Origin of the sequence: Streptomyces caeruleatus (assembly GCF_001514235.1) — a bacterium.
GTDB classification, from domain to species: Bacteria; Actinomycetota; Actinomycetes; order Streptomycetales; family Streptomycetaceae; genus Streptomyces; species Streptomyces caeruleatus.
Genome location: NZ_KQ948948.1, coordinates 47,704 through 61,161, shown reverse-complemented (window position 1 = coordinate 61,161; position 13,458 = coordinate 47,704). Strand labels below are relative to the sequence as shown.

Annotated in this window: 9 protein-coding genes; 5 read left to right on the top strand and 4 right to left on the bottom strand. The window is 70.8% G+C overall.

From position 1 onward, the window contains the following. Positions 1–90 precede the first annotated feature (90 nt). The 3 genes from AQJ67_RS42355 to AQJ67_RS42345 form a co-directional block, all read right to left on the bottom strand. On the bottom strand, positions 91–1,563 hold the full coding sequence (locus AQJ67_RS42355; RefSeq protein ID WP_062725164.1) for a cation:dicarboxylate symporter family transporter: 1,473 nt from the start codon (positions 1,561–1,563) through the stop codon (positions 91–93). A 169-nt stretch (positions 1,564–1,732) separates the two neighbouring features. Beyond that, positions 1,733–3,430 carry a peptide-N4-asparagine amidase gene (locus tag AQJ67_RS42350; RefSeq protein ID WP_062725162.1) on the bottom strand — a complete coding sequence of 566 codons (1,698 nt, stop codon included), beginning with the start codon at positions 3,428–3,430 and terminating at the stop codon, positions 1,733–1,735. 51 nt (positions 3,431–3,481) lie between these two features. Next, positions 3,482–4,198: a L,D-transpeptidase family protein gene (locus AQJ67_RS42345; RefSeq protein WP_244190787.1), complete on the bottom strand. Its 717-nt coding sequence runs from the start codon at positions 4,196–4,198 to the stop codon at positions 3,482–3,484. 320 nt (positions 4,199–4,518) lie between these two features. On the opposite strand from AQJ67_RS42345, the gene AQJ67_RS42340 reads away from it, so the two are divergent. The 4 genes from AQJ67_RS42340 (at position 4,519) to AQJ67_RS42325 (ending at position 9,716) form a co-directional block, all read left to right on the top strand. Beyond that, the gene (locus AQJ67_RS42340) at positions 4,519–6,372 is read left to right on the top strand and encodes an ABC transporter transmembrane domain-containing protein (protein WP_062725158.1); all 1,854 of its coding nucleotides are present in this window, start codon (positions 4,519–4,521) and stop codon (positions 6,370–6,372) included. Further along, positions 6,369–8,156: an ABC transporter ATP-binding protein gene (locus tag AQJ67_RS42335; protein ID WP_062725156.1), complete on the top strand. Its 1,788-nt coding sequence runs from the start codon at positions 6,369–6,371 to the stop codon at positions 8,154–8,156. Before AQJ67_RS42340 ends, AQJ67_RS42335 begins: the two co-directional genes overlap by 4 nt. 705 nt (positions 8,157–8,861) lie before the next feature. Beyond that, a complete protein-coding gene (locus AQJ67_RS42330; RefSeq protein WP_062725154.1) occupies positions 8,862–9,332 on the top strand; it encodes a DUF5709 domain-containing protein in 471 nt (156 codons plus the stop codon). Between the two features lie 123 nt (positions 9,333–9,455). Next, on the top strand, positions 9,456–9,716 hold the full coding sequence (locus AQJ67_RS42325) for a type B 50S ribosomal protein L31 (protein WP_062725152.1): 261 nt from the start codon (positions 9,456–9,458) through the stop codon (positions 9,714–9,716). Between the two features lie 272 nt (positions 9,717–9,988). Here AQJ67_RS42325 and AQJ67_RS42315 read toward each other — a convergent pair whose 3' ends face one another. Then, complete coding sequence (locus AQJ67_RS42315; protein WP_062725148.1) at positions 9,989–10,783, bottom strand: metal-dependent hydrolase; 795 nt, start codon at positions 10,781–10,783, stop codon at positions 9,989–9,991. A gap of 145 nt (positions 10,784–10,928) precedes the next feature. On the opposite strand from AQJ67_RS42315, the gene AQJ67_RS42310 reads away from it, so the two are divergent. After that, positions 10,929–13,442 carry a DEAD/DEAH box helicase gene (locus tag AQJ67_RS42310; protein WP_062725146.1) on the top strand — a complete coding sequence of 838 codons (2,514 nt, stop codon included), beginning with the start codon at positions 10,929–10,931 and terminating at the stop codon, positions 13,440–13,442. Positions 13,443–13,458: the final 16 nt, after the last annotated feature.

Below are 13,458 nucleotides of genomic sequence, written 5' to 3'. Positions count from 1 at the left end.
AGGCCGCGGCCACCGCTCCGTACTGCCGGAGGGGTGGCCGCGGCCCTTGCTGAGCGCTTGCTGAGCCCTTGCTACTGAGCCGAGCGAACGTCAACCGGCCTCGGGGGAAGCTCCCTTGTCCGTCCGGACCGGTACGGCGACGACCGGATCCTCGGACGGTACCGGGACACCCTTCTCCGGCTCCGCCGCGTCCGGCTTCTTCAGTTCCGGCTTCTTCGGCTCCGCACCCTCCGGACCCTCGCCGTCCGGCTCCTCGTCGTCCAGTTGGACCACGATCTCGCCGTCCAGGACCTTCCTCGCCCGCTCCCGGTCGAGCGCGCCCTCCCAGCGCGAGACCGCGAAGACGGCGACGCAGTTGCCGAGCAGGTTGGTGACGACGCGCATCGAGTCCATGATGCGGTCCACGCCGAGCAGCAGCGCGACGGCTCCGGCCGGGATCGCGCCCAGCGAGGAGGCGGTCGCGGACAGGGCGAGGAACGCCGAACCGGGGATGCCCGCCATGCCCTTGCTGGTCAGCATCAGCACCAGTACTACGGTGATCTGCTGGCTGAGGCTGAGGTCCACGCCCACGGCCTGGGCGATGAACAGCGTGCCGATGGACAGATAGAGCGAGGCGCCGTCGAGGTTGAAGGAGTAGCCCGTCGGCAGCACCAGACCCACGGCGTCGTCACGGGCGCCCGCCTTGCGCAGCTTCTGCATCACGCGCGGCAGGACGGACTCGGTGGAGGCGGTGCCGAGCGCGAGCAGCATCTCCTCACGGATGTAGCGCAGGAACTTCCAGAGGCTGAGCCCGGTGACCACCTTGAGGGCGACGGCGAGCAGCGCGATGAAGAGCGCGGCGGCCGCGTAGCACAGGATGATCAGCTTGCCGTACGTCTCGATGACACCGAGGCCGTAGTTGCCGATCAGGACGGCCATCGCGCCGAACACGGCGATCGGGGCCAGCCGCATGACGAAGCCGACGATCGCGAAGATGATCTCCTGGGCCTGCTCGATGGCCGGCAGCACCTTCGGCACCTTGGTGTGACCGAGGTGCAACAGCGCCGCACCCACCAGACAGGCCAGAATGAGCACCTGAAGCAGCGAGTTCTCGGCGAAGGCGCCGATGAACGAGGTGGGGATGGCCTCAAGCACGAACTGGGCCGTCGACGGCAGATGCCCACCGCCGGTCTTCGCGTCGACCGCCGAGGCGTTCAGCGTGGACGGGTCGACGTTCATCCCCGATCCAGGCTGGACGACGTTGGCGGCGAGAAGGCCGATGACCAGCGCGAGCGTGCTCGCGACCTCGAACCAGATCAGGGCCTTCAGCCCGATCCGGCCGAACGCCTTCAGGTCACCGGCCTTGGCGATGCCGACGACGACCACGCAGAACACGAGCGGGGAGATGATCGTCTTGATCAGCCGGATGAATCCGTCGCCGAGCGGCTGAAGATCCGCGGCGAAGCCGGGCCACAGCTTCCCGACGACGATTCCGAGCACGAGCGCGCAGGCGACCTGCGCGAAGAGAGAGGTACGCAGTGTGCGTGCGACGCGTCGCGGCAGGGACGATTCGGACGGCGGCACGGGAACTCCTAGGTGACGGAGGCACACAGAAGCCAGGGACGGGGGCTTCTGCCATACGGAAAGCGAATTCCGTGGCGATCACTTTGCTGGTGATGTTGGTCCCGCACAAGACCTCCGTGTTGCATCCGTGTAAATCGCTTACCGAGTGACGCATCGCACATCGCCGGCTTCAGCAGGCCCGGCGGTCCTCGGTGAGCACCCCCTGAACGCTGGTGAGAGAGCGGTCGTAGCACCCCTTCGAGCCGTGCAGCCGAAAGCGCTCACTGGTCGTGCCGACCGCGTGCCGCTGGTCGCGCGGCACGTTCAACGTCCATGACGCGTCGCCCTCGACGGTGTCGTCGAGCCACGACCACGCGATCCGCCGTCCGGCCCGGGTCGTCCCGACCGCGGCCCGGTCACCGAGGGTCAGCACGGTACGGAGCCGGTCGCCCGCACCGATCGTGATCGAGCCGTCCATCGTGTACGTCCGCTGGGTACGGGTCGTTCGGGCGGGCCCGCGTCCGTCGACGGTGACCGACTGGTCGTCCTTCCAGGCGGCGTCGAGCGCGTCCAGGTTCTCGCCGTCGGTCCAGCGGTGCGCGGAGGTGTTGGTGAGCGACCGGCTGACGGTGGTCGTGACCCGGCCGTGCGAGGTGTCGACGTATCCGCCGACGGTCAGCCGGTGCCTACCCTCGGTATCCACCCGATGCTCCGAACCGGGTGTGTACGTTGAGGAGTTGGCGAGTTCGCCGACCTTGTGCCCGGTGAGCCGCCCGGTGACGTGCGCGCTCTTCGCGTCCTGCCAGACGAGGACGTTCACGGGTGCGCTCCAGCCGCTCTGCCCCTCCGGGACGCCGACGACGGAGACCTCGACGCGGTGCGGGCGGCCGTCGTTGAGGAGGCCGGCGAACGGTGTCAGGTCGTATTCGATCGGCTTGACGTCGAAGGCGCGCGGTCCCGGAGTGACGTACCAGAGGAAGGGGTTGGACCAGCCGCCCGTCCAGACGTGCGGGAACGGTGCGGCGATTCCGGCCAGTCGGCCGTCGACCTCGATCTGCACCTCACGGTAGGGGCCGTCGCCGGCCTTGCAGGAGTAGGGCGCCGGGTCGGGCGCCGACAGGTACCAGAACTCCTCGCAGCCGCCACCGGATCCGGTGGCGTACACCTCGGCGACGATACGTTCGCTGTTGCGCGGGGTGGTGACGGTGCCGTCCTGGAGGGTGAGGACGCGGTCGGGGGTGAGGACGCGGTCAGGGGTGGGGTCGGGGGTGGGGGTGGAACGGGTGGTGCTCGTGGCGGGCCGGGCGGCGTTCGTGACGGGGCTGGCGGCGGTCGCGGAGGGGCGGGCGGCGGTCGCGGAGGGGGCGTAGAACGTCAGCGTGACCTTGACGTCGATGACGCCGGTGTAGGTGTCGTCGACGACGTTCCCGATGAGCATCTCGACGTCCTGGCCGCGGCGGAAGGTGTCGCTGTACCGCGTGACGTCCTTCTCGACGGACCACTCGATCCCGTCGGGTGACGGCTCCGGCGTCGACGTACGGAAGATCTCCACCCCGCCGACGTGCAGATGTCCGAGCCGGTCGAACTGGCGTCCCTTGACCTTGCCGTCCATCCGCAGCACGACCTTGCTCCACCGCTCACCGCAGCCCTCGGGCGGTGTGTAGGTGCCCTTGTACGGGGTGAAGTCGCGGAACTGCGCCTCGGCGAGGGTGACTTGACAGGACTTGCCGGACGGCTTGGCGACGGGCGGGGCGGCCGTGACCGGGTCGTGCCAGTCGGTGCCGAACTCGGCAGGCGCATCGGCCGATCGGGCGGGGGCCGCGCCTAACAGCGAGCTCGCCAGGAGGGTCGCTCCTGCGAACATGGACATGACGATTCGTCTCTTCATGGCCGGTGTTCTACGGGGAGTCGGGCCGCCGCCGCAATGACGCCTCCCGCGTCAGCGTGAGCGTTTTAGGTCTGCCCAGTCCCCCATCACCACCACGGGATGCCGATCCGGATCGAGCGTGCGCAGCAGATACGCCATCGCCGATTCGGACAGGCTGACGCAGGCCGAGGTGCCACTGCCGTGGTCCATGTGCAGCCAGATGCCCCCGCCCTTGCCCTGACCCTCGGGGCGGGTGGGGTCGTTGGGCGGGGTGCCTTTGACGCGGTTGTAGTCGATGGCGATGACGTAGTCGAAGTCGTGCCAGTACGACTTCGCCCACCAGCGCGGTGCGGCGAAGGCGGCGGAGCGTGTGTACGGCAGTTTCGACCCGGGGTCGTTGAGGACGCCGCCCGCGTCGCTCAGCGTGAACACGCCCACAGGGCTGCGGTTGTCGCCCTCGTGGTGGTTGGTCGTCCAGCCCTTCTTGCCGTTGTGCGCGGGCCAGCTGTGGACGCGGTCCCAGGTGGAGCCCTCTCTGGCGTAGAGCACGACCGTCGCGCTCGAGGAGTCTCTGCCGTCGCCGTAGACCGCCACGACCTGGCGGGAGTCGGCGGGGATACGCCGCTGCCATCGGTCGCCGACGCCCGGGATTCGCGTCGGATCCTGGGTGGCGGCCGGACCTGTGCGCGCACCCTTGCCGACGTCCGCACGGCTGCCGTGTTCCGCGCCGCTGCCGTGTTCCGTGCCGCCGCAGGCTGTCACGGTCGCCAGAGCCGTCACCGCCGTCAAAGTCGTCAGGGCCGCCCGGAGGGATCCGAGGGCCGACCTCGCGCCCGTCGCACGCCGTGCTCCGCGCGCCCCGCGCACCCCGCGTCCCTCACACACTCCGCGCACTCCGCCGTTCCTCATCGGTCCATGGTGGCACCCCGCTTGGCACGGCAGCCGGATCTGTACGGCGGCGTGGAAAACCGTTTGCGTCCGGCCACGCTGCGACGCGAACCTGTCACGGTTTGCTGCCGCCGTGCGCTGCCCTGTTCCGCGCATCGGTACCCGACTCACACCCCTTTCCCCTCCCTGATCCCCCCACTGACACGAGCCACTGGGACGTCATGCAGATTCAAGACCTTCCGTATCCCGATCCAGGTGTGCCGGACGCGCGCTCGGGTCCCCGATTCCTGTGGTGGCTCTTCAGGAACCAGGTGGGCGGACAGCTCAAGGCCCTGGCCTGGGGGCTGCTGCACTTCCTGTCGGTTTCCGCGCTGCCGTTCTGCGTCGGCGTCGCCGTGCAGGCCGTCGTCGACCGTTCCGGTGGTCAACTCGCCCTCGCGGGCGGGCTTCTGGTCCTGTGCTGCGCCGGGAACGCGCTCGGCGAGACCTTCCTGCACCGCACCGCCGTCACCAACTGGATCACGGCCGCCGCCCGCGTCCAGCAAGTGCTGGCTCGCAAGGCCGCGCAGTTGGGCTCGGCGCTGACACGGCGTGTCGCGGCCGGTGAGGTCGTGGCCGTCTCCACGGGTGACGTCGAGAAGATCGGCTGGTTCGTCGAGGCCTGGTCACGGTTCACCGCGGCGGCGGTCACCCTGGTGGTCGTCTGTGTCGGCCTGGTCGTCTACCAGCCCGCGCTCGGTGTGATCGTCGCCGTCGGCCTGCCCGTACTGGCGGTCGCCGTGCTGCCCCTGCTGCCCCCGGCGACCCGACGGGCCGACCTCCAGCGCGAGAAGGCGGGCCGTGCCACCGAGCTGGCCTCCGACACCGTCGCCGGACTGCGCGTCCTGCGCGGCATCGGCGGTGAGGAACTCTTCCTCGACCGCTACCGCCGAGCCTCCCAAGAGGTACGCCACGCCGCCGTACGCAGCGCCCGGATGTGGTCCCTGATCTCGGCGATCCAGGTTCTGCTGCCGGGACTGCTGCTGATCGCGGTCGTCTGGTACGGCGTCCACCTGGCCCGCCAGGGCCGCGTCACCGTCGGCGAACTGGTCACCGTCTACAGCTCGATCATGATCCTCACCTATCCGCTCCGGCACTTCGAAGAGATCGCGATGGCGTACTCCTTCTCCCGGCCCTCGGCGCGCCGGGCCGCGCGCGTGCTGTCCTTGGAACGCGCCACCGACACCACCGGGACGCGCGACGGGTCCGAGCCGGCCGCCGGAGATCTGTACGACCCGGCCACGGGTCTGCTCGCACCCGCCGGCCGGCTCACCGCCGTGGTCTGCGGCGACCCGGACACGGCGGGCCGGCTGGCGGAACGGCTGGGCGGACATCCCTCGCAAGACGGGGCCACCTCGGTTCTCCTGGGCGGCGTCCCGCTCGACGAGCTGCCGCTCGACAGCGCCCGTACGGCCGTCCTCGTACAGGACAAGGACCCGGTGCTCCTCTCCGGCACCCTGCGTGAACTGCTGGACGTGCCCAGGTCCGGCGACGTCGGTGCCGAGGAGGCGCTGGCGGCCGCGCAGTGCGCGGACGTCCTGGCCGCACTGGTCCAGGGGTCGCTCGACGCCGACGACCCGATGGACGCCCGCATCACCGAGCGCGGCCGGTCCCTGTCCGGCGGCCAGCGCCAGCGCCTCGCGCTCGCCCGGTCGCTGATCACGGACCCGGAGGTGCTCGTCCTGGACGAACCGACCTCGGCCGTGGACTCGCACACGGAGGCCCGGATCGCCGAGGGCGCGCGGGACCTGCGGGCCGGGCGCACGACGGTCGTGTTCACCTCGTCGCCCCTGCTCCTGGACCGCGCCGACCGGGTCGTGCTCGTCCATGAGGGCGAGGTCGCGGCGGTCGGCGTGCACCGTGAACTGATCCACGCCGAGCCGCGGTACCGGGCCGTGGTGACCCGGGAGACCGACGACGAGGCGGCCCTGAACGCCGCCGCCCTGGACGAAGGCGAGGCGCCGGCCGAAGGGACCGGGGCCACCGCCCTCGACCACGGTTTCAAGGAACTGCAAGACATCGAGGAGTCAGCATGATCGGCGTCGCGCCACCGGCGTACGACCCGGCGGCCCCGACGACGGCGAACACCCTGCCGGTCGGCGCCCCCACCACCGTACGCGCCTACGTGGTCGAGCTGTTCCGTCGGCACCGCCGCGCCTTCCTCCTCCTCATCACCGTCAACACGATCGCCGTGGTGGCCTCGATGGCGGGCCCCTGGCTGCTGGGCGGACTGGTGGAGCGGGTGTCGGACGGCACCGGCGACCGGGAGCTCCATCTGGAACGCACCGTCGGACTGTTCGTCGCCGCTCTCGTCGTCCAGGCCGTGTTCGTACGCCAGGTCCGGCTGCGCGGCGCGATGCTCGGCGAGCGGATGCTGGCCGATCTGCGCGAGGACTTCCTGGTCCGCTCGGTCGGACTGCCACCCGGTGTCCTGGAGCGGGCCGGGACCGGCGACCTGCTGTCCCGGATCACGACGGACATCGACCGGCTGGGCAACGCGATGCGCGAGGCGGTGCCCCAGCTGGCGATCGGCGTGGTCTGGGTGATCCTGCTGCTGGGCGGGCTCGTCGTCACGGCGCCGCCCCTGGCCGCCGCCGTGCTGCTCGCCGTGCCGCTGCTGGTAATCGGCTGCCGCTGGTACTTCAAGCGGGCGCCGTCCGCCTACCGCTCGGAGGCCGCCGGGTACGCCGCCGTGGCCGCCGCCCTCGCCGAGACCGTGGACGCCGGGCACACCGTCGAGGCCCACCGTCTCGGCGAACGCCGCGTGGAACTGTCGGAGCGGCGGATCAAGGAGTGGACGGCCTGGGAGCGCTACACGCTCTGGCTGCGGACGGTGCTCTTCCCGTTCATCAACGTCACCCACGTGATGATCCTCGCCTCGGTCCTGATGGTCGGCGGTGTGTTCGTCCTCCAGGGCTGGATCGGGGTGGGTCAGCTGACGACCGGCGCGCTCATCGCGCAGATGCTGGTCGACCCGGTCGGGCTGATCCTGCGCTGGTACGACGAGCTCCAGGTGGCCCAGGTGTCGCTGGCCCGGCTGGTCGGGGTCCGGGACATCGAGCCGGACGCCGGAGACGCCCGGCTGGCGCCCGAAGGCCGCGACGTGCACGCCGACCAGGTGCACTTCGGTTACCTGGAGGGCGTGGACGTGCTGCGCAAGGTCTCCCTGGAGGTCGCCCCCGGCACCCGTCTGGCGCTGGTCGGCCCGTCGGGCGCCGGCAAGTCGACCCTGGGCAGGCTGCTGGCCGGCATCTACGCGCCCCGGGACGGCCGGATCACCCTCGGCGGTGCCGAACTGTCCCGGATGACCGCCGAACGGGTCCGCTCGCACGTGGCCCTGGTCAACCAGGAGCACCACGTCTTCGTGGGCTCCCTGCGCGACAACCTGCTGCTGGCCCGCACCGACGCGACCGACGCCGAGCTGTGGGCGGCGCTGGACGCGGTCGACGCGGACGACTGGGCCCGCGCGCTCGACGACAGCCTGGACACCGAGGTCGGTTCGGGCGGGTTCGCCCTCACCCCGGCCCAGGCCCAGCAGATCGCCCTGGCCCGCCTGGTCCTGGCCGACCCGCACACGCTGGTCCTGGACGAGGCGACCTCGCTCCTCGATCCCCGCGCGGCCCGCCACCTGGAACGGTCCCTGGCCCGTGTCCTCGACGGCCGCACCGTCGTCGCCATCGCCCACCGCCTCCACACCGCCCACGACGCGGACGTCATCGCCGTCGTCGAGAACGGCCGGATCAGCGAGCTGGGCAGCCACGACGAGCTGGTCAGGGCGGACGGGGCCTACGCGGCGCTGTGGCGGTCGTGGCACGGGTGACGGGAGTCGGCAGGCCGGTCGACCGGGGCTGCCGGCGGTCTCGGCCGACCGCGCCGGAAGCACCGTCGGGCAGGGCCGGGGTCCTCGCAGGCCGGGGGCGCCTGCGGGGTGGGCCACGGTCACTTCCGCTCCCGGCGACCGGCTGAAGCAGCGGGCAGGTCGCCCCGCGAGCCGCCGGAACCACAGCCGGAACCCAGCAGGAGGCCGACAGCACCGACCGGCCGCGGGGTTGGGCTGAAGGGACGGGCCGTCCGTGGGGGTGGGACGGAGCGACGGGCCGTCCGTGGAGGTGGGATGAAGGGACGGGGCCGTCTCCGCCGGAGGCAAGGTCGCCCCCAGGCGGGTGCACTGTGCCAGCCATGGCCCGGAACGCGGGCCGGCACACGGCGGGCCTGGCTGCGAAGGCCACACACCCCCCGGGAAGCGGCTGTGAGCGACCACTGCGGAGGCGAACCCGATGGCGTGCGCGCCCGCCTCCCGGCCGGGAGATCCCCATCCCTCACCGTCGCCTCCTCCTGTCGTACCGGAGGGCACCCGTGCCGTTGCGCCGGGGTGAAAAGGGGTGGAAGGCTGGATAGCGGCACCGGTTCGGGGAGCACCCGGGAACCACGCGGTTCGTGCCGGGTGCGGCTTGTGCCCCGCGCCGTGGCGGCCCGCCGCCGACCGCGGTGAGCTCGGGCCCGTCCCCACCACCTGGAGGTACCCGTGAACAGCGCCGACGGATGGGGTGACGACGTCTACCAGCCCGACGCATCCGATCAACGTGAGGACACAGGGCTGCTCGACGCGGAGGACACCCTGGAGAACGACGGCGTCGACGACCCGTTGGACCGGGGCTGGTCCCCTCCGGACAGACCGTTGGCGGTGGAGCACACCGGTGTCACGGCCGCCGAGCGCCATCGGGGCGAGACCCTCGACCAGCGGCTCGCCGAGGAGCAACCCGACCTCGCCGCCCCTGACGGCGACGGCCTCGGCGACGCCGACGGCACCGACGGGGAACTCCTCGACAACGAGGTCGGCGCCCTGCGCTCCGGCCGCCTCGTGGCCCCCGACGAAGGCGCCCACGAGGACGACGAGAGCGCCCTCGTCGCGACGGACGTGGGCATCGACGGTGCGGCGGCGTCCGCCGAGGAGGCCGCCATGCACATCGTCGACGAGGACGCCCTGCACGGCTGACCGGCGCGGTACCGGCACGGCTGATCCCCGCAGCCCCTGTGCCGCCGTCCCCGCGCCTTCGGCGCCCGGCCGTCGGCCTCTGCCGGCGGCCGCCATCGAGGCCATCGCACCCGAGGAGCTCGCATGCAGCAGGACAAGCACCCCAACTACCACGCGGTCGTCTTCCGCGACCGCGCCGCCGGCTACGCCTTCCTGACCCGGTCCACCGCGGCCAGCGACCAGACCATCGAGTGGGACGACGGCGAGACCTACCCGGTCGTGGACGTCGAGATCTCCTCGGAGAGCCACCCCTTCTACACCGGCAAGGCCCGAACGGTGGACTCCGAGGGCCGCGTCGCGGCTTTCGAACGGCGCTACGGCGGCGGGGCGGGACAAGGCGACTGATCCGCGGACCGGCCCGGAGCCCCCTGGCGCCGCCCGGCCGCGAGGTACCGTCGGCGGATCACCGGCGTGCGGCTCGCGGGAGTGAGGATCAAGGGCGTGTGGATCACGGACGTGTGGACCGTGGGAGTGCGGACCGTGGGAGCGCGGACCGTGGGAGCGCGGACCGTGGGGGCGCGGACCGTGGGGGCGCGGACCGTGGGAGTGCGGACCGTGGGGGCGCGGACCGTGGGGGCGCGCACCCCTGACACGACCACGTGACGGCCCCCACCCGCTCAGATCACGTTGAGCGCCGCGGCGCAGCCCACTCCGCCCAGCACCATGAACACCGGCATCAGCACCTTGAGCTCGACCCAGCTGCCCGCCCGGAACCGCATGGCCTTGGGCGGCCCCAGGGGATACCAGCGCTTGCGGCCCACCGGGATCGGCCACAGGATCGGACAGCCGGACACCGTGAGCGCGTCCCCGATGTCGTGCACCAGCGCACCCAGCACGATCGGCAGCCCCAGCCACAGATACTCCTGGCCCGGCGCCGTGAACAGCCAGTCCGAACCGTTGCCTGGCTTGTCCAGTACTCCGGCGAGGATCCAGGAACTGGTCGCGGCGAGCAGCCACACCAGCACATCGGCACTGGCGCCCCGGGTCGCACGCCACAGCAGGCCCTCGATGGCCAGCACCAGGTGCGCGAAGAGGATCGCCAGCACCGCCCAGCGGCCGCCGGTGATCGCCAGGACGGACGCGCCCCCACCGATCATGACCGCCCACACCCAGGTGTGGGTGAGCGTGCGGTGCCCACCGGAACGACGTGGGTCGCCCTGCTTCCTCGTCGCCTTGTAGACGGCGTACGACAGCTTGTCGACGATCTCGCACAGCCAGCGTGACAGCGGTCCGAAGGCGCGCGAGATGGTGGCCGCCTTGTGATCGAGGTCCGGGGCGAGGGCGGCCCCGGCACAGATCAGCGCGCCGGAGAGGAGGACCGGCCAGGGCATTCCGTGCCCGGCAGCGGCGGCCGCCGCTCCGACGCCGAGCCAGGCTGCAGCGCCCGACAGTGAGTGTGCTGGTCCCATCATCGCCGTTGCCCGCCCCATTCCTCGTGTGCCGCTGTCCAGTTGACCGGGTTCGCTGACATGTAGTCGGCGACACAGCGTAGCGTTCGCGATCTTCGTGCTCGCAGCCGATTCCCCTGTGAGGGAGGAGGGCAGGCAAGATGGGTGGGTGACCCTCATCGATCAGCTGCCGCCGACCGCCGACCCCGACGCCCTCTACGAAGCCTTCGAGTCGTGGGCCGAGGAGCGCGGTCTCACTCTCTACCCCCACCAGGAGGAGGCGCTGATCGAGGCGGTTTCCGGCGCGAACGTGATCGTGTCGACACCGACCGGCTCCGGCAAGAGCATGATCGCCGCGGGTGCCCACTTCGCCGCGCTGGCCCGTGACGAGGTCACTTTCTACACCGCTCCGATCAAGGCGCTGGTCTCGGAGAAGTTCTTCGAGCTGTGCAAGATCTTCGGCACCGAGAACGTCGGCATGCTGACCGGTGACGCGTCCGTCAACGCCGACGCCCCCGTCATCTGCTGTACCGCCGAGGTGCTCGCGTCGATCGCGCTGCGCGACGGCAAGGACGCGGACGTGGGCCAGGTCGTCATGGACGAGTTCCACTTCTACGCGGAAGGGGACCGGGGCTGGGCCTGGCAGATCCCGATCCTGGAGCTGCCGCAGGCGCAGTTCATCCTGATGTCGGCCACGCTCGGCGATGTCTCGATGTTCGAGGAGGACCTCACCCGGCGCACCGGTCGCCCGACGGCGGTGGTCCGCTCGGCCACCCGACCTGTGCCGCTCTCCTACGAGTACAAACTCACCCCGCTCACCGAGACGCTGACCGAACTGCTGGAGACCAAGCAGGCGCCGGTCTACATCGTGCACTTCACGCAGGCGCAGGCCGTGGAGCGGGCGCAGGCGCTGATGAGCATCAACATGTGCTCGCGCGAGGAGAAGGACCAGATCGCCGAGCTGATCGGCAACTTCCGCTTCACCACCAAGTTCGGCCGCAACCTCTCCCGTTACGTGCGGCACGGCATCGGCGTCCATCACGCCGGCATGCTGCCGAAGTACCGGCGCCTGGTGGAGAAGCTCGCGCAGGCCGGTCTGCTGAAGGTCATCTGCGGCACGGACACGCTGGGCGTGGGCGTCAACGTCCCCATCCGCACGGTGCTGTTCACCGCGCTGACCAAGTACGACGGCAGCCGCGTCCGCACGCTGCGAGCCCGCGAGTTCCACCAGATCGCCGGCCGCGCCGGGCGGGCCGGCTTCGACACGGCGGGCTTCGTCGTCGCCCAGGCGCCCGAGCATGTCATCGAGAACGAGAAGGCGCTCGCCAAGGCCGGCGACGACCCGAAGAAGCGTCGCAAGGTCGTCCGCAAGAAGGCACCCGAGGGCTTCGTCGCATGGACGGACAACACCTTCGAGAAGCTCATCGCCTCCGAACCGGAGCCGTTGACCTCCCGTTTCCGGGTGACGCACACGATGCTGCTGTCCGTGATCGCCCGTCCCGGTAACGCCTTCGAGGCGATGCGGCACCTGCTGGAGGACAACCACGAGCCGCGCAAGCAGCAGCTGCGGCACATCCGGCGTGCCATCGCCATTTACCGTTCGCTGCTGGACGGCGGCATCGTCGAGAAGCTCGACGAGCCGGACGCCACGGGCCGCATCGTCCGTCTCACCGTCGACCTCCAGCAGGACTTCGCGCTCAACCAGCCGCTGTCGACCTTCGCACTGGCCGCGTTCGAGCTGCTGGACCCGGAGTCGCCGTCCTACGCCCTGGACATGGTGTCCGTCGTCGAGTCCACCCTGGACGACCCGCGGCAGATCCTCGTAGCCCAGCTGAACAAGGCGAAGGGCGAGGCCGTCGCCGCGATGAAGGCGGACGGCGTCGAGTACGAGGAGCGCATGGAGCGCCTCCAGGACATCACCTACCCGAAGCCCCTGGAGGAGCTGCTCTTCCACGCGTACAACACGTACCGCAAGAGCCACCCCTGGGTCGGTGACCATCCGCTGTCGCCGAAGTCCGTCATCCGGGACATGTACGAACGGGCGATGTCCTTCACGGAGTTGGTGTCCTTCTACGAGCTGGCCCGCACCGAGGGCATCGTGCTGCGCTACCTCGCCAGCGCCTACAAGACCCTCGACCACAACATCCCGGACGACCTCAAGTCCGAGGACCTCCAGGACCTGATCGAGTGGCTCGGCGAGATGGTGCGCCAGGTCGACTCCAGTCTGCTCGACGAGTGGGAGCAGCTCGCCAACCCGGAGGAGATGACCGCCGAGGAGGCCCAGGAGAAGGCCGACGAGGTCAAGCCCGTCACCACGAACGCGCGTGCCTTCCGCGTCCTCGTCCGCAACGCCATGTTCCGCCGTGTCGAACTCGCCGCTCTCGACCAGGTCGAGGAGCTCGGCGAGATGGACGCCGACGCCGGCTGGGACGCCGACGCCTGGGGCGAGGCGATGGACAAGTACTGGGACGAGTACGAGGACCTCGGCACCGGCCCCGACGCCCGTGGCCCGAAGCTGCTGGTGATCGAGGAGGAGCCGGCGAACCGGCTGTGGCGGGTCCGTCAGATCTTCGACGATCCGGCCGGCGACCATGACTGGGGCGTCAGCGCGGAGATCGACCTCACCGCCTCCGACGCGGAGGGCCGCGCCGTGGTCCGCGTCACCGACGTAGGCCAGCTGTGAGCGCTGTGAGCACAGG